Here is a 19,379-nt window from a genome sequence, read left to right on the forward strand (position 1 = left end):
GCAAGTATGAAAAAATTAAGAGATGACAGTCAGTGTATTCACGGACCCAATCATTTTGACGACCCACATGGGGCGTTAACAGCTCCTTTGTATCAAACCTCAACATTCCACTTTAAAGACGCAGCGCAAGGAGCCGCACGGTTTGCCGGTGAAGAGCCCGGCTATATCTATACTCGCTTAGGCAACCCTACGACGCGAGAGCTAGAAGAAAAAGTAGCTCGACTCGAGGGAATGGAAGATGCTGCGGCAACCGCCACTGGTATGGGTGCCGTTTCCGCATCGGTGCTGAGCTTTTTACAGCAAGGCGACCATATGATTGCATCAAGCGCATTGTATGGCTGTAGCTTCGCACTATTTGCGCATATGTTGCCTAAATTCGGTATTGAGGTGTCATTTGTTGACTTAACCGATGAACAAGCGTTACGTGATGCGGTACAGGAAAATACAAAACTATTGTTTGCTGAAACGCCAATCAACCCCAACATGACGGTATTAGATCTGAAAATGTTAGGGGAGATCGCTAAACAGCACGAGCTCTTGTTTGTCGTTGACAATACTTTCATGACGCCGCTTTTACAAAAGCCTGTGAATTATGGTGCTGATCTTATTGTGCACAGCGCAACCAAGTATCTAAATGGTCATGGGGATGTGGTAGCAGGGCTCGTGTGCGGTTCAAAAGAGCACATAGAACTTATCAAATTAACCGTGTTAAAAGACATTGGCGCTACAATCAGTCCGCATGATGCTTGGTTAATCAATCGAGGGTTGAAAACCTTAGCTTTGCGTGTACAACGCCACTGTCAAAGCGCACAAACGGTAGCAGAGTTCCTAGAAGCGCACCCTAAAGTGAATAAAGTCTACTACCCTGGTTTACCTTCGCATCCTGGTTACCAATTTCTTGGTGAACAAATGAAAGGGGCTGGTGGGGTAATTGCTTTTGAAATCAACGGCTCGCTAGAGCAGGGTGAACAATTTATCAATGCGACTGAGCTGTGTACGTTAGCGGTAAGTCTAGGTGATCCGGAAACGCTCATTCAACATCCGGCATCAATGACACACTCTCCTTATACACAAGAGGAAAGGTTAGCTGCGGGAATTTCTGATGGACTAATTCGGATTTCAGTGGGGCTTGAAGACGTAGAAGACATTATTGACGATCTTAAGCAGGCGTTTGATAAAATATAGCTGTAAGTTAATTTTTACAAAGGGGCTGGGTTTAGCCCCTTTTTATTATGTGTGTAATTTTAGTTTTACAGGTGTGTATTTTATAGTTTACGAAAATGCTTGTTGTGCGAAATGTGATAAACGTGCTCACTATTAAACTTTCCTTCACTTTTACTTAGTATCAAAGTCACAAGTTGAAGCGCTCCGAACCATCAACAGGACGGCAATTGAAATTGCAAGATCATAAACTCGGGGTGAAGTAAGTGAGAATGTAAAATGGCTAAAGCAAGTAAATATGTATCTAAGCAGCCAGATGAAAATGGCGTTATTGCTTGGACAGATGAAGAGAACCAAATTTGGTCAGAGTTAGTTGCACGTCAGCTAGCGTGTATCGAAGGCAAAGCCTGTGATGAATATTTGGCGGGCCTTGAGAAAATTAACTTACCAAAAGACCGCATTCCACAACTAAGTGAATTAAACGAAGCATTAGCGAAAGAAACGGGTTGGCAGGTAGCACCAGTGCCGGCACTGATTGATTTTGATGAGTTCTTTCGATTACTTGCCAACAAACAGTTTCCTGTAGCGACTTTTATTCGCTCCAGAGAAGAATTTGATTACTTGCAAGAACCAGATATCTTCCATGAGATTTTTGGCCACTGTGCAATGCTAACAAACCCAGCATTCGCTGAGTTTACACACAAGTATGGTCAGCTAGGCTATGCCGCTGAGAAGAAAGATCGCGTATACCTTGCACGCTTATACTGGTTTACCGTCGAGTTCGGTTTAATGCAAACTGAGCAAGGTCTACGTATCTATGGTGGCGGTGTGCTGTCAAGCCCAGGTGAGACTCAATATGTTTACTCTGACAAACCAGAAATTAATCCGCTTAAAGTGTTAGATGTGTTACGTACACCTTATCGCATCGACATTATGCAACCTGTTTACTATACAATTAACTCAATCAACGACTTATTTGAGATCTCTAAAATGGATATCATGTCGCAGGTTGAACAAGCAAAAGAGCTAGGGTTATTTGAACCTAAGTTTCCGCCAAAAGAAAAACTAGCAAGTTAAGGAATTATCAATGTCTGATTTAAGTGCACAAAAATGTGAAGCGTGTCGTGCGGATGCGCCTAAAGTATCAGATGAAGAACTAGCGGTTCTGATCAAACAGATCCCTGATTGGGTACCTGAAGTACGCGATGGTATTATGCAGCTTGAGCGTGTTTACAAGTTTAAAAACTTTAAACAAGCAATTGCGTTCACAAACAAGGTGGGCGATATGGCTGAAGAAGAAGGCCATCACCCAGGTTTACTTACCGAATGGGGTAAAGTGACGGTAACGTGGTGGAGCCACTCTATCAAAGGTCTTCATAAAAACGATTTTATTTGTGCCGCTAAAACTGACGAAGTATTCGCAGCACAGTAGGTCGACATTTATGTCGACAAATATCGACAACCCCATGTCATATTTCGACCTACAAAATAAAAACGGCGCTAAACAAGCGCCGTTTTTATTCATCATTTAGGATAAAAGCCAAGAAAACGTTCGTCTTTTCATTTTCCAAGCAAATACAACTAGCGTTAGCAGACATAGATTAATCTATTTTTATCCCACCTTCAGGCTACGTAAACGTAGGGCTAATTATGCCATTAGTCCACAAGATAGCGGTTGCAGCAAGAATGATGACTAACAGCACTAGGCCACAAGTCACAACCGAGCTGGCATAAATAAAACCGCGCTCTTCAGGAATATGCATCAGAATAGGCACGCCCGTATAAAGCAGATAAACGGAGTACGCGAGTGCAACCATCCCAACCGATACGACAAACCAAAGCTCAGGATAAAATGCCGCAAAAGCCGACATAAACATTGGCGTTGCCGTGTAAGCCGATAACTCTAGAGTTTGTGTATAGGTCGGTGTTGAGCCAAAAGTGATGGCCATCCAGTGGGCGAGATACGCCAGAATAAAGACGCCTGCAATTAATGCGCAGTACATTGCAACACCAATTAATATTGCCGACTCATGAGTTAAATAGACAGCATCCCCAGTACCAACACTCCAGCCTAAGTAGACCGAAGAATAATACCCCATAATGCTTGGGATCAGCGCAACAAGTGCAATATGTGACAAACTGTAAAACATGCTTTCGTGACGGTTATCGATTGTTTGCCACTCTTCGTGCGGGTGAGCATATAAGCCCCATAGATGATTAAAGATCATAGTTAGCCCCTCAAATATAGGTTTGTACTATTTTTGTACAATTCAATTAAGTTATGAGAGATGAGTTAATTTTTGTCAAGAAAATGTAGTTGAATAGCAATATTACTATTTTCAGAATGATCTAAAACTTCTTGGGGAATAGCCTTGTGGTGCACCTTGCAGCGAGAAGTTATGATAAAATGGCGCAAACACATTAGTCTTTTGTTGTTATGTTAGAAAAGTACACAGATTTACTTGCGCCTATTAACCAATTTTTAGGCTGTGAAACCCCGCAAGCTTGGATTGAAAAAGCAAAACAAAGCGAGCACTTACCATTGTTGCTTATCGATCATATGCATTGTGAGTTAAAAGCGGCACAAAGTGCGGCCTTCTTAATTCGCAAATATGCAATAGATGATGCGTCTGCAAAAACATTGTTAAGTTGGTTGCAACCTTACGAAGATTTTATTTATCGCAGTGTTGGTGATGGCGAGTTTTCAGGCAGTAAAAATGAATTGATCGGTGAGCTAACTGCACGACCTGAATATGCCTACAATCAAGATATTTTGAGTAAGATGGTGAGGCTTATCAAAGAAGAGCTACATCACTTTGAACAGGTACTGGAAATCATAAGGGCACGTGATATTCCTGTTGAGTACGTACAAGCATCTCGCTATGCGTCTGGAATGATCAAACACATTCGCACTTATGAACCCGCAGCCCTGGTTGATAAACTGATCATTGGTGCTTACATTGAGGCTCGTTCATGTGAGCGTTTCGCCAAACTTGCGCCACACTTAGATCAAGAAATTGCTAAGTTTTATGTGTCGCTATTGCGCTCAGAAGCCAGACATTACCAAGACTATATTGATTTAGCGCATCAAGTTGCCAACGCAACCGATCCTAAGCGCTGTGACGTAGCTGGGCGCATTCAACTATTTCAGCAAGTGGAAAACGAACTTATCATCTCACTAGACCCCGATTTCAAGTTCCACTCAGGTGCGCCTATTTAAGCACTAAATTTATTCAAAAGGGTGGCAAAGGAGCTGCTGTTTGCCACTTTCGTCAACGACGATATATGAGCTTTGTGAATACCAATCGCCAAGCACAGTGCGTACCTTACCGCCTTGGTAGGTGTGCACTTTTGGTCTGTGGGTGTGGCCGTGGATCATATTGTCTACGCCATGTTTTGCGAACATTTCAGCTACTGCTTCTTCGGTGACATCTAGAATCTCGAGGGGCTTGCCTTTTTGGTTTTCAATGCTCTTACGTCTTGCATTTGCAGCGACTCTACGACGATACCAAAGTGGCATAGCAAGCATCAATCTTGGCCACCACCAACCGCGGCTCTTCTTACGAAACTTTTGATAGGCTTCGTCTTGTGTACACATCTCGTCGCCGTGCAAAATCACAGTAGGTGTGCCGTATAGATCTATCACCGCTTGTTCAGGTAGCAAAGTCATTTGGCATTCGTCAGCAAAGGCCTGTTTGATTAAAAAATCACGGTTACCGTGAATAAAAAAGACTTGAATGCCAAGGTGACTCAAGCTTCGCAGCTTTTGTGCAATACTCAGGGCGTAAGGGTCTCTTTCATCGTCTCCAATCCACACTTCAAAAAAATCACCCAGAATATATAAAGCGTCGACATCGGCGGTCATGTGATGGTCGAGAAAAGCGAAAAAAGCGTCGGTGATATCAGTGCGGTGCTCGGTTAAATGCAAGTCGGCGATAAAATAGGTTTTACCCATGGGACCTCAAAACTAATAAGGCCAGCATAAATACTGGCCTTGAATAAAAAGTAGGATATTACTCAGCAACGTATGCTTTTTCGATGATCACATCTTCAAGCGGTACGTCTTGGTGGAAACCAGAAGAACCAGTAGCAACACCTTTAATCTTATTTACTACGTCCATGCCTTCAACAACTTCACCGAATACACAGTAACCCCAACCTTGCGATGTTTCGCTAGAGAAGTTAAGGAAGTCATTGTCGTTAACATTGATAAAAAATTGTGCAGTTGCAGAGTGTGGATCTGGCGTACGTGCCATTGCTAGGGTACCCACTTTGTTTGCAACACCGTTGTTTGCTTCGTTTTTGATCGGTGCTTCAACTGGTTTTTGTTCCATACCCGATGCGAATCCGCCACCTTGAACCATAAAACCGTCGATTACACGGTGGAAAATAGTACCGTTATAAAACTCGCTGTTTACGTAGTTTAGGAAGTTAGCTACCGTTTCAGGCGCTTTGTCAGCGAAAAGATTAATACGGATTTCGCCGTGATTTGTTTCTAAAACAACCATGTTAGTGTCCATCGTGTTGAATGATAAAACCCTATTTTATATCAACAGGGCTTTTGTGAAAAAGCATTCCTTAAAAATCAGCGTAAAAAATCAAAAAACTGCCGTAATTTGTTATTAAAATCTAGAGGCGCTGCTATGCAGGTGGTATGATTAAAAGCACTTTTGTTAAAAAATGAACCGTACTTAGGAAGAAAACTACATGTTGCAGATTTTCAACACACTCACTCGCCAAAAAGCCCCTTTTAAACCGCTCAAAGAAGGCAAGGTTGATATGTACGTGTGTGGTATCACTATCTATGATTTCTGTCATGTAGGACACGCACGCACTTACGTTTCATTTGACGTAATGAACCGTTATTTACGTTATTTAGGTTATGACGTCACGTATGTGCGTAATATTACTGACGTGGATGACAAAATCATTAAACGCGCCGCGGAAAACAAAGAGTCGATTAATGATCTAACCGTTCGCATGACCAAAGCCATGCATGAAGACTTTACTGCGTTGAATATGCTACCTGCGGATATTGAGCCGACGGTAACAGGGCATATGGATGAAATCATCGAGATGATCGCGCGCTTGATTGAAAAAGGCCATGCTTACGTTGCGAAGGATGGGGATGTATTGTTTGATGTCTCAACGTTTGAGCAATATGGTCAGTTATCTCAGCAAGATTTAGAAATGCTACAAGCGGGCGCACGCGTTGAGGTAGCACAAGACAAAGATGATCCACTCGACTTTGTATTGTGGAAGAAAGCCAAATCGGGTGAGCCTGCGTGGCAATCTCCGTGGGGCGAAGGTCGTCCGGGTTGGCACATTGAATGTAGCGCAATGAGTTCAAAGCATTTGGGTGAATTTTTTGATATTCACGGTGGGGGTTCAGATTTGCAATTCCCGCACCATGAAAACGAGATTGCCCAATCTTGCTGCGCAAATAATGGCCGTTATGTGAACACCTGGATCCACACCGGCATGGTACAAGTTAACAAAGAGAAAATGTCTAAGTCTCTTGGCAATTTCTTTACCGTACGTGAAGTGCTAAAAGCGTTTGATAGAGAAACAGTACGCTATTTCTTGATCAATGGTCATTATCGTAGCCAGCTAAACTATTCACAAGAAAACCTTGAACAAGCACGTTCGTCGCTTGAGCGTATTTACACTGCACTACGTGGCGTTGAGCTGGTGGAAGTCGAGCTTAAAGGTAATGTTTACGCTGAACGTTTTGAGACAGCAATGAACGACGACTTTAACACGCCAGAAGCACTGCCAGTGATTTTTGAATTATCAAAAGAAGTGAATCGCTTAAAAGAGAGTGACGCAGAAGCTGCAGGTGAGCATGCATTTATTCTTGTGAAACTCGCGGAAGTCTTAGGTATTGCGCAGCAAGACCCTGAATCTTTCTTACAAGGTGAACAAGACGACGACGAAGTAGCGCAAATCGAAGCATTGATTGAAAAGCGCCGCAGCGCTCGCGAAAATAAAGATTGGGCTGCAGCGGATGAAGCGCGTGATGCGCTAACTGCCTTAGGCGTTGTGTTAGAAGATAGCGCGGGCAAAACAACTTGGCGTAAAGCTTAACCTTCTTGGTACCAACACGATACGCAAATAAAAATGCCTTCACATCAATCGGTGTGAAGGCATTTTTATTTATAACACTACTATTATTTTTAAGGCGTTAATGTCGCCTTAAACTCAGGTGCTTTGCGTGCATTAGTCAACTGTTCGAAAGCATAGGCAAGCTTGATTAATTTCGCTTCGCTATAAGCCTCAGCGAAGAAAGAAATACCCAGCGGTAGCTCGTGATGAAAACCCATCGGTACTGTAATGCTTGGATATCCTGCAATCGCGGCAGGAGATGACGACGAGGCTGAGAAGTTATCACCGTTAATGATATCGATACTCCAAGCTGGGGTATTCGTTGGTGCGATAAATGCGTCAAGGCGATGTTCTTGTATTATTTTATCAATGCCTTGTTGGCGGGCAAATTTTTTAACCAAAGCTTGGGCTTCTTGATATCGGTGTTCTGTGATATCGCCTTTCTTTGCTGCTTCCTCTATCAAATATTGATCAAAGTACTTAATGGTGGAGGGATGTTGCTGGTTGAATTGGATGAGCTGGTTTAGGTTTTTTACTTTTACCTGCTCTGGTGTCTTGGCAAGGTAAGCATTGAGATCATGTTTAAAGTCATAGAGCAAAATATCCAATTCGGCGGAGCCTAAAGCTTCCAGCTCAGGTAAGTCTAACCCTTCAATTATTTCTGCGCCATTTGCTTTCATGGTTGCAACGGCTTTTGCAAATACCGCTTGAACTGCTGGTGGAAACTGACCTACATGACTGGTGATAGCAATTCGTTTGCCTTTGAAACTGGCAGTATTTAAGCCTTGGGTAAAATCAATCGGCTGTTTTGCATCGCTAACGATAGCATTGAGCAATAAGGCGGCGCCCATCACCGATTTTGCCATAGGGCCAGCGCTATCTTGGCTATGACTAATAGGAACAATGCCTTCACCAGAAACCAAACCGACAGTCGGTTTAATACCTACAACGCCATTATGTGCTGAAGGACAAACAATAGAACCGTCAGTTTCCGTACCAATGGCGAGCAGTGCAAGACCTGCGGAGACGGCAACAGCAGAGCCGGAACTTGAACCACATGGTGTTCTGTCTAACACATACGGGTTTTTGGTTTGACCACCGAGCGTGCTGTAGCCGCTCGAGCTGAAACTTGATTTAAAGTTTGCCCATTCACTTAAATTGGCTTTGCCAAGGATGATAGCGCCGGCTTGTTCTAACTGGATGATAAGCGGTGCAGCTTGGGTTTTGACGTTGTGTTGCAGGGCGAGCGCGCCTGCGGTTGTTGCCATTGGCGCCCTGGTGTCGATATTATCTTTAACAATAACTGGCAGGCCATGAAGTGGCCCTCGGTATTTTCCCGCGAGTATTTCGGCATCAAGCTTTTTAGCGTCTTGTAAAGCGTTGGGATTGAGCGTGATCACGGCATTGAGCATAGGGCCACTGTCGTCAAGTTGTGAAATCCTTTTTAAATAAAACTCAGTGAGTTGCGTTGCTGATAAAGTTCGATTTTGTATTTTGGTTTGTGCTTCGAGCGTGGTAAGGTCCGCAAGCGATTGACTATGAGCCGGCAACGCAAGCGCGAGACAAGTGGTTAAAGCGAGTAGGGACTTTTTCATGACGTATTTTACCAATCCGCAGTAGTATTTTTGTTATTTGTTTGTCCTTTATTTAGTCACGAGCCCTGTAAAAGGTCAAGCGAGTAGCTTGAACAAAGCATGATTTAGGCGTCTTTAAAACTTGTATTTTTGCTGCTCGCCACACACACTTAACTTCACGAGATAACAAAAAATATAACCATGATAAAAGCACCAATAGATATAGACGTAGATATTCCGTGGCTTGACCAAAAGCTATTTTCATTAGGTAAATTTTCATTAGAGGTGGGAGAGGCACTCTCATTTATCGCGGTGATCGTTGCAACTTTGGTGATCTCCAAGACCCTGCGGCTAGCATTTAATCGTCTTGCTTCAAGACAAGGGGTGATCCAGCATACCTCAGCCTATGTGATAGGCAGGATCATTCACTACATCGTATTATTTATTGGTCTTATTATTGCGCTGACGGCGTTAGGAATAGAGATCACTGAATTAGCGCTTGTTGCCAGTGCGCTCGGCGTTGGGATTGGCTTAGGCCTACAAGGTCTGGTGAATAACTTTGTCTCTGGTCTAGTGTTACTGCTAGAGAAAACCGTCAAAGTTGGGGACTTTGTTGAGCTGACCAACGGGGTGGTTGGGGAAGTGATAGCCATTCACATGCGCTCAACTTGGATCCGCACAAATGACAACGTCGACCTGCTTATTCCTAACTCGGAAATGGTGTCAAATACAATTACCAATTGGACAATGTCGGACAAATATCGTCGTTTCCGTATTCCTTTTTCGGTGGCCTACGGCAGCGATAAAGAGAAGGTGAAGCGTGCCGCATTGGAAGCGGCCAAAAATGTCCAATATACCTTGAATACGCCGGGGCGAGAAGCAACGGTATGGATGACAGGGTTTGGTGATAGTAGCTTGAATTTCACGCTAGGAGTTTGGGTGCAACCTGAGCAGGTAAAGCGGCCAACGGCGCTGGTTTCTGATTACCTCTGGGCTATCGATGATGCCTTTCGCAAATATCAAATCGAGATCCCGTTTCCACAGCGCGATCTTCATTTACGCAGTGGCTTTTCTATGGAAAAGCCTGATGAAAACTGAGTGTAGAATAACGGCTAGGGTGCTAGCCGTTCGTGAGTTTACTCACTGAATGATTTTAACCACTCGTTGCGGGAATGGAATTTCGATTTCCGCATTTTTAATCGCGGCAAACACCGCTTTATTCACTTCTAATTTAGTTTCGATAAGTGAAGTCGTAGGCACCCAGTAGCGGTAACTCAATATCACTGCACTGTCGGCAAATTCCTCAATCCCCACCTGCGGCTTAGGGTCTTGACTGACCTTAGCATTATCAGCGAGTACTTGATTGATAAGCGTTAATGCACTTTGATAATCAGCATCATAAGCTATTCCTATTTCACCTTTAACCAGAGAGTTTGCAAATGAGTTATGGAGAATTTCTCCCACCACATGTTTATTCGGGATAGTGATCTCTACTTTGTCTTCGTTGATGAGCGTGGTATGTCCAAGCTCAATCATTTTAACTTGGCCGTTAACCCCTTTGATGCTGATGGTATCGCCAATCACAAATGGGCGGGTAGCAATGATGGCAAGCCCTGCGCCATAGTTTGCCAGCATACCTTGCAGCGCAAGACCAGCACCTAGGGACGCGGCACCGATGGCGGCAACAAACGGTGTGATACTTATGCCAACCTTGCCAAGAGAAATAATCACAAACATGGCAATGATAAGCACTTTGATCACATTGCCAATAAAGTTGGTTAAAGCAGGATCGATATTGTGTTTTAGCATCAAGTTTTCAGTCGCTTTAGACAGCTTTCTTGATAACCACAAACCGAGAAGGAAGATGAATATCGCAGCGAGCAATTGGAAACTGTAAGTCACCAGATACTCTCGAATAATGTTGTAATAGTGTTCTATTTGCTCGATTTCTTGATTGATCACAGTCGTATCCCGAGTTATTAAATTAGAGTAGCCAACCAATGATAAAACAAAGGCACCCAAAGTGCAGTTATCATGGCGGTAATTGTCATCGCCGCTGAAGCAAAAGCGCCAGCCATGGGGTGATGCTCTATCGCTGCGGCTGTGCCTATCGCATGGCAAGCAACACCAAGCGCAGTGCCTTTCGCTTGCATATGGTCAACTTTACACCAGTGCAAGATATGTAGTCCAAACACGCCACCAAATACACCAATTAGTATCACCATAATCGCTGCAATAGCGGGGATCCCTCCGAGATAATCACTAATGAGTAAGGTGATTGGTGTTGTAACCGACAGGGCCGCCATTGAAGCTGAGAGCTGCGGATCGGCTGCAAAAAACTGGCAGATAAGAAAAGCGCTTAACGTAGACAGTGAAACACCCAACCAACTGGTTAAGCACAATGCAAAAAATACCGGTTTAATTTGGTGAAATTGTTTATACAAAGGGTAAGCGAGTGCAACGACAGCTGGCTCTAACAAGTAATGAATTGGTAGCGTTGCTTGTTGATATACCTTGTAGTCGAATTTCGTGAACAGTAGAAATGCCGAAATGGCCAAAATGCAGATCAGCACAGGGTTCAATATCGGTAAGGAGATGCGCTGATATAGTTTGCGAGCACTAAAAAATAATAGCACAGTGAGCGCTGACGCCATAATCATATTAATCACGAAACTTGATGCTCTTAACGATAGGGCTTAACAATACAAGACTTATTGTTGGTACACCAACTAGCAATAACAGTAGCATAAGCCATTGGGATTGAAACAAACTGAGATGCTCTACCAAGCCCACTCCCGCTGGAATAAAAAACAGCGCCATGTATTTTAAGATGGGCTCTGCTGCGGGGGCTAACCATTCTACTTTAATGATTTTTGTGGCAAGGAGTATGACAAGAAACACCATGCCAAGTAGGGCGGCTGGGATCTGTAAAGCACTAAGCTGAATTATCCACTTAGCGCTGAAGAGGCACGCTAAAATGATGGCAAAGCCTAGTGCAAATTGTAATATCAACTTCGCTCTGTGTACCATTAAATGTAAATCCTTAGCGCTGTAATGGCTCTAGTATGTATGATGGCTCATTGTACGCTTTCGTATTGCGATGACCATTATACTTTGGGCAAACAGGCATTCAATCTAGCCTCACCACTTCATGCGAGGCAAAAATGGCTTTTTATTATCATCTGCTACAGAGGCATTCTTCATTGCAATTTTGGTATTTTTAGCGGCGAGCAATTTAATTTGTGACCACGTTTCTAACCACAATAGTTTACGTGCGGGCTGGTTGTAGGCTCGATTATACACTTTCTTAATTGCTGCAATGGCATCTGGCGAGCGTGCGGTAAATTGAGAGAGTAACTCTGAGAGTCTAGCGTCAACATCATCACAGATCTCGGTAATGAGACCGTCCTTTAGTGCTTGCTGGGCGTCTATTCGCTGTGCATGGACTGTCATTAGCAATGCCTTATCCTTGTTCATTGTGGCAGGCAAAAGTAAGCTGCCGCCCATGTCAGGGCAAAGTCCCCATTTGGCTTCCATAATGGCAAACTGCGCACTGCTGTCGGCTAAACGAATATCTGCACCTAATGCAATATGACAGCCTCCGCCTAAACAATTGCCTGTGATCTTGGCGATGACAGGAACAGGCAAAGTTTGCCAGCCGAGTACGACTCTTTGTACTAAGTTAGCATTGCCAGGTAACCACTTTTTAAGTAGCTTGATGATCCCAGAAGGTTTATTCAGCACGCTTTTTACATCTAGGCCAGCACAAAAATGTGCGCCTTCACCTTGGAGAACGACAGCCCTAATTGATTTGCTTTTTCTAATTTTCTTTATTGCATTATCTAAACCAACAAACATTTCAACAGACAGCGCGTTTTGTTTTTCTGGTCGAGATAAGGTCACAAATGCGATGTTGTTCGCTTCGGAAAATAAAATCATGATGAGATGCTCCCTGCGGGTTTTGTGCGATAGTTTTAGAGTAATAACTCAAAAGCGACGTAACATTCAACTTTTACCGATAATTTGTTCGTCATTTAGCGTTATTTTCTGTTTGATTATCGCGACTATGTATTTATGTTTTACCTCATTTTGCTATCATTGCGCCAACTTTAAAACAACAGGCTAGCGTCCATGACAGCGAGACTTTGTAGCATCGAAGAAGCCACTCACCAAGCATATGATATCTTCCTTGAGTTGGCCCCGGATAATCTTGAAGAACACGATATTAATATGTTCAACGAACATCGTGAAGAGCGTGGCTTCATTGAAGAAAGTGAGCCGGACGAGAGTTGGTCGAGCATCACTGCGTATGAACAAGAAGCAGAACCAGAGCATTTCGTACAGGTTTTGGTTGGTATCGAGTTTGATGACTCGGATCAGGTGTACGCAAAAATCTTGATTAGCAGAGATTTAGATGCACCGTTTTGTCATATCATATGGAAGCAATAACCGGAAAGTAGTTGCCAGTGCCGTTTTTTAGAACTTTCGCCTTATTTGCAATTGGCTTGGTTTCGCTACCAAGCTTAGCTACGGATCCATTCGAAGATTTTCACGAATATGGCAAAATGCCCGATGACGAAATTCATCAAAAACACAAGGGCGAAATGCTGTACGGCGACGTTGAATTTGGCTTTATCGTTAACAAAGGTAATACGCAAAACACGTCATTTAAGTTTAAAAGTAACCTTTACCAAGATTTCCCCAAGTGGCGTAATCAATTTAAATTTAATGGCCTTTATCGCCGCGAGCAAAATACAGAAACAGACGTCGAAGATGTCTCAGCGTCGCGCTATTTTGGCTCTGCGCAAGGTAACTACAAGCTAGGAGACGATAACGCTTCGTTCTTTATGTACGGTGATTATGAGCGTGACAGGTTTAACGGCAAGGAATATACCACGACATTTGCGCTCGGTTATGGCAATCGTGTGTACGAGGGACGAAAGAATACTGTAGATATCGACGTTGGTCCCGGTATGTCCATTTCTCGTGTGGATAACGAAATCGAACTTGAACCGGAAGAAGATAGAACCGAGCAAGGCCAGCTTTTGCGTATGGCATTGCAGTGGGAAAGAAACGTTTCAAAGCGTACCCGCTTTAATCAAGACGTCAGTTTTGAGCAATCGCTGTCAGGTTTAAACTCCCGATTGTTTGCTGAGTCTGCGCTAGTCACACAAGTGATTGGCGGGATTGCGCTGAAGTTTGCGTTTATTTACCGTTATAATTCGCAGCCAGAAAATGAAAAAGAAAAGGTAGACACCGAACTTGGTGCTACATTAGTTTACAGCTTTGATTAAGAAGACTATCGATGTATAAAAATACACAGTTTGCATGGGTTATATGGCTGTTTCTAGCCTTTATCGCCAGTTTTACCATATTGGCAATTTTCCTAGCTGGTAGCAATCTCGCCTTTGTTGGCTTTTTGGTGATCCTCGCGCTTGTTGCGTTTATTTTTTACGGCTTAACCATTCAAGTGAACCAAGAGCAACAAACGTTAAGCTGGTGGTTTGGACCGTCGGTCGCCAAAATGACCTTAAAGTTTGACGATATCGATTATGTTCAGCCTGTGACTAATTCTCTACGTCATGGCATTGGCATGCGGATCAGTACAGACGGTTGGGTATACACAGTTGCTGGATTCAAGGCACTCGAAGTGGTGATGAAGGACGGCACTAAATATCGCTTAGGAACTAATGACCAAGCTAACTTGGTTACGGCAATGGAAAGTAAACTTAAACAAGAAAAAAGCGCTGAATGATCAGCGCTTTCTATTAGTAACTCGACTAATCTTAGTGGTCGTGACCACAACCGCCTTCGCCATGAACGTGGCCGTGGGCAACTTCTTCTGCTGTTGCTTCACGTACTTCAAGCACTTCAACGTCAAAATTCAGTGTGATCCCAGAAAGTGGGTGGTTCGCGTCAACAATGACTTCTTCGTCTTCGATACCAATGATCACAACGATTTGGTCGCCTTCGTCGGTGGTAGCTCTAAATTGCATACCCACTTCGATTTCCATGCCTTCAAACATTGACTTAGGAACAGCTTGAGTCAATTCGTCAAAGCGCTCACCATAACCTTCTTGTGGCTCTATGGTCACACTGAAAGTGTCACCAGCTTGTTTGCCTTGTAGGGCATCATCAAGACCTGGGATCAGATAACCTGAGCCAAGCATCGCTATCACAGGCTCATCATCAAATGTGCTATCAATCGTGTTGTTGTCTTTGTCTTGAACTGAGTAGTGGATTGTCACTACCGAGTTAGGGCCAATAATCATATAAGATCCCGTTAGTTGTCTTCTAAAGAATAAGGTAGAGGTTGAATAGTAAGACTCACCTCTGGTGAATTTTTTGCTCTTAGCACCGCGTCTTGTGGTGTGTCATTTGGCATCACAGCCAGCGCATAATAACGGCCGCTGCTTGCATCGAAGGTTTGTTGAATAACCTTGCCACCACGACGCCAGTTGTCTTCAATCTGCAGTTCAATGTCTGCCTCTTCGATGCGCTCTGCCGCATTACCTGTCACTATGTACATGGCACGTTTGTTTTTACCAAGATAGCGCATCCGAGCTACGGTTTCTTGACCAGTATAGCAACCTTTCTTAAAGCTGATCCCGTTAAGGGCCTGAAGGTTAACCATTTGTGGTACAAATTCGTCCACGTGATCTGCATCAAGGCTTGGCTCACCTGCTAAAATGCTGGCCGCAATAAACGGTGCTGGACTGCTTTGTTGTTCCACGTCCGCGGGTAAACTTGCGCCTTCGAACGCGATGAAAACAAAGCGCTCGTCTGCGAGTTTTAGCAGCTTGCCGTTGGCAACATCCACAGCGCTTGCGTCAGACGAAAGCTCAACGCCAAAGGCAGTAGCAAGCGCTTTACTGTCCTGAGTCATTAAGCCAAAGACTTCGCAGTCAGCAAAATCAATGTCAACTTTGGCAAAGACTGCGTATTTTTTTAGCTCACGAAGTGATGCTTCAGCTTCGGCCACACCTGCAAGCATTAAGTAGTCGTCTTGATAGCGAGTTAAGCGCGCCACAGACCAAAGTTTGCCTTTAGGGCTACAATGCCCAGACCACATAAAATTATCTTCTTTGATAAGGTTAATGTCTTGAGTAACCTGACCGTGCAAATAGCTAAGTTTATCTTGTCCTGAAATGCGAATAACCTTGAACGGAAGCGCATAAGCACGAGCAATTGACATAATGTTGATCCCTATTAAAGTGTTTTCGTAATGTTACCGTAAAATCATAAGTGGAGATAGGGATGGACGATTTCAATGTGCCATTTCTATAAGTTTTATGGCATATGTCCTGCACAGTGGGTATAATTTTCTCAATAGTTTATGAGGGGTTAATCAGTTTATGGTTGAGTTACTGCCTAAAGCTCGAGTTAAATGGGCTTGCCGCCGTGGCATGTTAGAGCTGGACGTTATTTTAGAGTCGTTTGTTGAGCAGGCTTATGACGCGCTATCCGACGAAGGTAAGTACGTGTTTCAGCGTCTAGTTACCTGTGAGGATCCAGATTTATTTGCTTGGTTTATGGGTCATGAAGAATGTCCAGATCCAGAGCTAAAACGCATGGTTAAGTTAATCCTTGATCGGATCCGCGTATAGAATCGACTTTCAACACAATCTTCAGAACCACACCTTCTTTGTGGTTCTTTTTTCTTGCCTCGCTTTTATCCTTTTTCTGCTGTTTCCAGCGCTGTGGTGGTTAGTCGCAATCGTGTTTGCTGTTACGGGTTATTGCAGTTGGCAAACTGTTCTATCTCGTACACCAAAGACGGGTACTGTACTCATGCTCCAGAAGGAAAACTTTGTTGAAATACAGTCGCAAACGATAAATTTCAAAGGACAGCTTATTGGTGCGACCATATGGTTTGATAGTCAAATAGCGCTAACAATCATGGATGCGAACCAAGCTAAGCAGCAGATATTTTTGACTCGACGGGCAATACCAGAAGCGGACTGGCGTTTACTTTGTCGCACCGTACTGCAAGCCAATTAGAAAAAGCAACGAGAGCATGGCGATAAAAATCAGCACATACTCTACATGCAAATATTATTATTTTGTCGGTGACAAAACGGTCGGTGTGGAGTTTTCAGCCATGTCAGGGAAGTCAATGGTGTAGTGCAGTCCGCGACTTTCTTTACGTTCTAACGCGCTGCGAATAATAAGTTCAGCTACTTGTACTAAGTTACGTAATTCGAGCAGGTTGTTACTCACTCTAAAGTTGGCGTAATAATCGTGGATCTCTTGCTGCAATAACTCAACGCGGCGTAGCGCACGTTCTAACCGTTTAGTTGAGCGAACAATGCCAACATAATCCCACATAAACAATCTAAGTTCATGCCAGTTGTGGGTGATAACTACTTCTTCATCCGAGTCGCTGACACGGCTTTCGTCCCAATCTGGTAACTTAGATGGCTCAGGACGATTATCGATTTTAGCTAAAATATCTTTTGCGGCTGCGTGGGCAAACACAATGCATTCTAACAATGAGTTACTCGCCATGCGGTTTGCGCCGTGTAGACCTGTGTAAGCCACTTCGCCGATTGCATATAAATTGTTGATGTCAGTACGACCATTAAAGTCAGTCATAACACCACCGCAGGTATAATGCGCCGCTGGCACGACGGGGATTGGCTCTTTGGTGATATCTAAACCAACACTTAAGCACTTAGCATAAATCGTAGGGAAGTGCTCTATGATGAACTCTTTGTCTTTATGTGAGATATCCAGATAGACGCAATTTGCGCCCAATCGTTTCATCTCATAGTCAATGGCACGGGCGACTACATCGCGAGGGGCAAGTTCTTCGCGCTCATCGAAGTCAGGCATAAAGCGTGTGCCGTCAGGACGTTTAAGCAGCGCGCCTTCACCACGCATGGCTTCGGTTATTAAAAAGTTTTGTAGCTCAGGGTGGTATAAGCTGGTTGGATGAAATTGGTTAAACTCCATGTTGGCCACACGACAACCCGCACGCCACGCCATTGCGATGCCGTCACCCGAAGAAACATCTGGATTTGAGGTATACAAGTAGACTTTACTTGCGCCACCCGTTGCTAAAGCGACAAACTTAGCCGAGATGCTCTCAACTCTATCCGCTTTGCGATTATAGACGTAAACGCCTTTGATATCGCTTGAGTCGCCATGTTTATCTTTGATGAGATCGATGGCGTTGTATTGCTCAAGTATATTAATTTTTGGGTGTAACTGCACTTGGCTAATTAATGTGGTTTGAACGGCTTTACCCGTTGCATCAGCTGCGTGCAATATACGACGATGTGAATGTCCACCTTCGCGGGTTAAATGAAAGCGCTCTTTCCCTTTGCTATCCACTTCCATATCAAATGGCACGCCTTGTTCAATCAGCCACTTCAAGCAATTCTTTGCATTTGAGGCGGTGTAGTGGACCGCATCGCGGTCACATAAACCAGCGCCTGCCGCAAGTGTGTCTTCGACATGTGATTCAATACTGTCATTTTTCTTATCGAATACTGCGGCAATGCCACCTTGAGCATAAAGCGTGGAGCCTTCTTTTAACGCCCCTTTGCTTATCACGGTAACTTTACAGTGGTTTGCCAAAGAGAGCGCAAGAGAGAGTCCAGCTGCGCCACTACCAATAATGACTACATCAGTATTGTGGTGAGTCGTATTTTTCATATTCGAAGATCTTTACTGTTTTTGCGTTTAATTCTGCTATTTATACCACATCTGCTATCATAGAAGGCAGAGAGTTTGTTCCGTTTAATGAGAATCATTTAGAACATTTTGTGTGACTGCTAATGGAATAATGCTAAAAAGCAGCCAAGAACTAGTACGCAAAGATGGATGAATTCGTTTATTTTAAAAAAAAATACAAAAAAACAGAACTTTTTATTCAGTACTAAGTCAGAGTAGCTGTGAATGATGGCAACTAGATACGATTTAGAAAAGCAAAAAGAGGAGTACCGGCTCGAATGAGCGAGCAGGATTTAGATCTAGATATAGTTAAACGCGTTCAACAGGGAGATAAAAACGCATTCAACCTGTTAGTTGCCAAGTATCAAAATAAAGTCGCAGCGCTGATTTCTCGTTATGTAGCGAATCAAGGCGATGTGGCAGATGTGGCACAGGAAACGTTCATTAAAGCTTATCGAGCGTTGCCTAACTTTAGGGGCGAGAGCGCATTTTATACTTGGTTGTATAGAATCGCGGTTAACTGTTCAAAAAATTATTTGGTGGCGCTTGGTCGAAAGCCGCCAGCAAACGACGTAGATGCGGAAGAAGCTGAGTTTTATGATGGTGCAGACCAATTAAGATCGAACGCTTCACCGGAAAATCTATTGTTAAGCGACGAAGTGAAAGCAGTGATTTTCAAAACTATCGAGCGCTTGCCTGACGATTTAAAAACCGCAATTACTTTGCGTGAAATCGAAGGTATGAGCTACGAGGAAATAGCTGTCATTATGGATTGTCCGGTAGGTACAGTTCGTTCGAGAATTTTTCGCGCAAGGGAAGCGATAGATAACAATTTGAACCCATTAATAGGTGAGTCTTAAT

23 protein-coding genes are annotated in these 19,379 nt (G+C 43.7%); 12 read left to right on the forward strand and 11 right to left on the reverse strand.

Translation table 11 applies throughout. The features are described 5' to 3' along the window. Positions 1–6 precede the first annotated feature (6 nt). The 3 genes from DS891_RS13210 (at position 7) to DS891_RS13220 (ending at position 2,593) form a co-directional block, all read left to right on the forward strand. On the forward strand, positions 7–1,185 hold the full coding sequence (locus DS891_RS13210) for a PLP-dependent aspartate aminotransferase family protein (RefSeq protein WP_010606739.1): 1,179 nt from the start codon (positions 7–9) through the stop codon (positions 1,183–1,185). Positions 1,186–1,440: 255 nt separating this feature from the next. Beyond that, complete coding sequence (gene phhA / locus DS891_RS13215; protein WP_010371198.1) at positions 1,441–2,238, forward strand: phenylalanine 4-monooxygenase; 798 nt, start codon at positions 1,441–1,443, stop codon at positions 2,236–2,238. A gap of 10 nt (positions 2,239–2,248) precedes the next feature. Further along, positions 2,249–2,593: a 4a-hydroxytetrahydrobiopterin dehydratase gene (locus DS891_RS13220; RefSeq protein WP_010606741.1), complete on the forward strand. Its 345-nt coding sequence runs from the start codon at positions 2,249–2,251 to the stop codon at positions 2,591–2,593. Between the two features lie 196 nt (positions 2,594–2,789). Here the strand turns inward: DS891_RS13220 and DS891_RS13225 are convergent, their stop codons facing one another. Then, entirely contained in the window at positions 2,790–3,389 is a 600-nt protein-coding gene (locus DS891_RS13225) for a Yip1 family protein (RefSeq protein WP_010606742.1), read from the reverse strand. A gap of 209 nt (positions 3,390–3,598) precedes the next feature. On the opposite strand from DS891_RS13225, the gene miaE reads away from it, so the two are divergent. Continuing rightward, entirely contained in the window at positions 3,599–4,381 is a 783-nt protein-coding gene (gene miaE / locus DS891_RS13230) for a tRNA-(ms[2]io[6]A)-hydroxylase (protein WP_174170021.1), read from the forward strand. 9 nt (positions 4,382–4,390) lie between these two features. Here miaE and DS891_RS13235 read toward each other — a convergent pair whose 3' ends face one another. Continuing rightward, entirely contained in the window at positions 4,391–5,116 is a 726-nt protein-coding gene (locus DS891_RS13235; RefSeq protein ID WP_039497100.1) for a UDP-2,3-diacylglucosamine diphosphatase, read from the reverse strand. A 58-nt stretch (positions 5,117–5,174) separates the two neighbouring features. Continuing rightward, positions 5,175–5,669 (reverse strand): peptidylprolyl isomerase, encoded by a 495-nt coding sequence (locus DS891_RS13240; RefSeq protein ID WP_010371206.1) that lies wholly within the window; start codon positions 5,667–5,669, stop codon positions 5,175–5,177. Positions 5,670–5,868: 199 nt separating this feature from the next. Between DS891_RS13240 and cysS the strand changes: the two genes are divergently transcribed. Next, the gene (gene cysS, locus DS891_RS13245; RefSeq protein ID WP_174170022.1) at positions 5,869–7,248 is read left to right on the forward strand and encodes a cysteine--tRNA ligase; all 1,380 of its coding nucleotides are present in this window, start codon (positions 5,869–5,871) and stop codon (positions 7,246–7,248) included. 89 nt (positions 7,249–7,337) lie between these two features. On the opposite strand, the gene DS891_RS13250 is transcribed toward cysS, so the two are convergent. Then, on the reverse strand, positions 7,338–8,861 hold the full coding sequence (locus DS891_RS13250) for an amidase (RefSeq protein ID WP_174170023.1): 1,524 nt from the start codon (positions 8,859–8,861) through the stop codon (positions 7,338–7,340). Positions 8,862–9,041: 180 nt separating this feature from the next. Between DS891_RS13250 and DS891_RS13255 the strand changes: the two genes are divergently transcribed. Beyond that, positions 9,042–9,938, forward strand: a complete 897-nt coding sequence (locus tag DS891_RS13255) for a mechanosensitive ion channel family protein (protein ID WP_174170024.1) — start codon at positions 9,042–9,044, stop codon at positions 9,936–9,938. 42 nt (positions 9,939–9,980) lie between these two features. On the opposite strand, the gene DS891_RS13260 is transcribed toward DS891_RS13255, so the two are convergent. The 4 genes from DS891_RS13260 to DS891_RS13275 form a co-directional block, all read right to left on the reverse strand. Beyond that, positions 9,981–10,802: a mechanosensitive ion channel family protein gene (locus tag DS891_RS13260; RefSeq protein ID WP_069018686.1), complete on the reverse strand. Its 822-nt coding sequence runs from the start codon at positions 10,800–10,802 to the stop codon at positions 9,981–9,983. A gap of 17 nt (positions 10,803–10,819) precedes the next feature. Beyond that, positions 10,820–11,500 (reverse strand): LrgB family protein, encoded by a 681-nt coding sequence (locus tag DS891_RS13265; protein ID WP_211200811.1) that lies wholly within the window; start codon positions 11,498–11,500, stop codon positions 10,820–10,822. 1 nt (position 11,501) lies between these two features. Beyond that, positions 11,502–11,870 carry a CidA/LrgA family protein gene (locus DS891_RS13270; RefSeq protein WP_174170025.1) on the reverse strand — a complete coding sequence of 123 codons (369 nt, stop codon included), beginning with the start codon at positions 11,868–11,870 and terminating at the stop codon, positions 11,502–11,504. A 111-nt stretch (positions 11,871–11,981) separates the two neighbouring features. Continuing rightward, the gene (locus DS891_RS13275) at positions 11,982–12,779 is read right to left on the reverse strand and encodes a crotonase/enoyl-CoA hydratase family protein (protein WP_174170026.1); all 798 of its coding nucleotides are present in this window, start codon (positions 12,777–12,779) and stop codon (positions 11,982–11,984) included. 192 nt (positions 12,780–12,971) lie between these two features. Between DS891_RS13275 and DS891_RS13280 the strand changes: the two genes are divergently transcribed. From DS891_RS13280 to DS891_RS13290, 3 genes are read left to right on the forward strand one after another with little or no spacing between them, the layout of a single operon-like run. Further along, the gene (locus DS891_RS13280) at positions 12,972–13,289 is read left to right on the forward strand and encodes a DUF440 family protein (RefSeq protein ID WP_102057123.1); all 318 of its coding nucleotides are present in this window, start codon (positions 12,972–12,974) and stop codon (positions 13,287–13,289) included. Positions 13,290–13,306: 17 nt separating this feature from the next. Then, positions 13,307–14,134: a YdiY family protein gene (locus DS891_RS13285; protein WP_174170027.1), complete on the forward strand. Its 828-nt coding sequence runs from the start codon at positions 13,307–13,309 to the stop codon at positions 14,132–14,134. Between the two features lie 11 nt (positions 14,135–14,145). Then, the gene (locus DS891_RS13290; RefSeq protein WP_010606754.1) at positions 14,146–14,595 is read left to right on the forward strand and encodes a hypothetical protein; all 450 of its coding nucleotides are present in this window, start codon (positions 14,146–14,148) and stop codon (positions 14,593–14,595) included. A gap of 31 nt (positions 14,596–14,626) precedes the next feature. Here DS891_RS13290 and DS891_RS13295 read toward each other — a convergent pair whose 3' ends face one another. Beyond that, a complete protein-coding gene (locus tag DS891_RS13295) occupies positions 14,627–15,112 on the reverse strand; it encodes a peptidylprolyl isomerase (protein WP_010606755.1) in 486 nt (161 codons plus the stop codon). 11 nt (positions 15,113–15,123) lie between these two features. After that, the gene (ygfZ, locus tag DS891_RS13300) at positions 15,124–16,035 is read right to left on the reverse strand and encodes a tRNA-modifying protein YgfZ (protein ID WP_174170028.1); all 912 of its coding nucleotides are present in this window, start codon (positions 16,033–16,035) and stop codon (positions 15,124–15,126) included. A 160-nt stretch (positions 16,036–16,195) separates the two neighbouring features. Between ygfZ and DS891_RS13305 the strand changes: the two genes are divergently transcribed. Both DS891_RS13305 and DS891_RS24840 read left to right on the forward strand, forming a co-directional pair. Continuing rightward, a complete protein-coding gene (locus tag DS891_RS13305) occupies positions 16,196–16,447 on the forward strand; it encodes a succinate dehydrogenase assembly factor 2 (protein ID WP_174170029.1) in 252 nt (83 codons plus the stop codon). A 40-nt stretch (positions 16,448–16,487) separates the two neighbouring features. Further along, a complete protein-coding gene (locus tag DS891_RS24840; RefSeq protein WP_368032197.1) occupies positions 16,488–16,841 on the forward strand; it encodes a protein YgfX in 354 nt (117 codons plus the stop codon). A 57-nt stretch (positions 16,842–16,898) separates the two neighbouring features. Here the strand turns inward: DS891_RS24840 and nadB are convergent, their stop codons facing one another. Continuing rightward, positions 16,899–18,500 (reverse strand): L-aspartate oxidase, encoded by a 1,602-nt coding sequence (gene nadB, locus DS891_RS13315; protein ID WP_174170030.1) that lies wholly within the window; start codon positions 18,498–18,500, stop codon positions 16,899–16,901. A 296-nt stretch (positions 18,501–18,796) separates the two neighbouring features. Here nadB and rpoE point away from each other — a divergent pair, with 296 nt between their 5' ends. Further along, positions 18,797–19,378: an RNA polymerase sigma factor RpoE gene (gene rpoE, locus DS891_RS13320; RefSeq protein ID WP_010371267.1), complete on the forward strand. Its 582-nt coding sequence runs from the start codon at positions 18,797–18,799 to the stop codon at positions 19,376–19,378. Position 19,379 lies beyond the last annotated feature (1 nt).

This window comes from Pseudoalteromonas sp. JC28 (assembly GCF_013319255.1).
Lineage (GTDB): Bacteria > Pseudomonadota > Gammaproteobacteria > Enterobacterales > Alteromonadaceae > Pseudoalteromonas.

Coding starts and splice junctions, on each gene's coding strand:
- DS891_RS13210 (WP_010606739.1), top strand. CDS start 7: ATGAAAAAATTAAGAGATGACAGTCAGTGTATTCACGGACCCAATCAT.
- phhA (WP_010371198.1), top strand. CDS start 1,441: ATGGCTAAAGCAAGTAAATATGTATCTAAGCAGCCAGATGAAAATGGC.
- DS891_RS13220 (WP_010606741.1), top strand. CDS start 2,249: ATGTCTGATTTAAGTGCACAAAAATGTGAAGCGTGTCGTGCGGATGCG.
- DS891_RS13225 (WP_010606742.1), bottom strand. CDS start 3,389: ATGATCTTTAATCATCTATGGGGCTTATATGCTCACCCGCACGAAGAG.
- miaE (WP_174170021.1), top strand. CDS start 3,599: ATGTTAGAAAAGTACACAGATTTACTTGCGCCTATTAACCAATTTTTA.
- DS891_RS13235 (WP_039497100.1), bottom strand. CDS start 5,116: ATGGGTAAAACCTATTTTATCGCCGACTTGCATTTAACCGAGCACCGC.
- DS891_RS13240 (WP_010371206.1), bottom strand. CDS start 5,669: ATGGTTGTTTTAGAAACAAATCACGGCGAAATCCGTATTAATCTTTTC.
- cysS (WP_174170022.1), top strand. CDS start 5,869: ATGTTGCAGATTTTCAACACACTCACTCGCCAAAAAGCCCCTTTTAAA.
- DS891_RS13250 (WP_174170023.1), bottom strand. CDS start 8,861: ATGAAAAAGTCCCTACTCGCTTTAACCACTTGTCTCGCGCTTGCGTTG.
- DS891_RS13255 (WP_174170024.1), top strand. CDS start 9,042: ATGATAAAAGCACCAATAGATATAGACGTAGATATTCCGTGGCTTGAC.
- DS891_RS13265 (WP_211200811.1), bottom strand. CDS start 11,500: ATGATTATGGCGTCAGCGCTCACTGTGCTATTATTTTTTAGTGCTCGC.
- DS891_RS13270 (WP_174170025.1), bottom strand. CDS start 11,870: ATGGTACACAGAGCGAAGTTGATATTACAATTTGCACTAGGCTTTGCC.
- DS891_RS13275 (WP_174170026.1), bottom strand. CDS start 12,779: ATGATTTTATTTTCCGAAGCGAACAACATCGCATTTGTGACCTTATCT.
- DS891_RS13280 (WP_102057123.1), top strand. CDS start 12,972: ATGACAGCGAGACTTTGTAGCATCGAAGAAGCCACTCACCAAGCATAT.
- DS891_RS13290 (WP_010606754.1), top strand. CDS start 14,146: ATGTATAAAAATACACAGTTTGCATGGGTTATATGGCTGTTTCTAGCC.
- DS891_RS13295 (WP_010606755.1), bottom strand. CDS start 15,112: ATGATTATTGGCCCTAACTCGGTAGTGACAATCCACTACTCAGTTCAA.
- ygfZ (WP_174170028.1), bottom strand. CDS start 16,035: ATGTCAATTGCTCGTGCTTATGCGCTTCCGTTCAAGGTTATTCGCATT.
- DS891_RS13305 (WP_174170029.1), top strand. CDS start 16,196: ATGGTTGAGTTACTGCCTAAAGCTCGAGTTAAATGGGCTTGCCGCCGT.
- nadB (WP_174170030.1), bottom strand. CDS start 18,500: ATGAAAAATACGACTCACCACAATACTGATGTAGTCATTATTGGTAGT.
- rpoE (WP_010371267.1), top strand. CDS start 18,797: ATGAGCGAGCAGGATTTAGATCTAGATATAGTTAAACGCGTTCAACAG.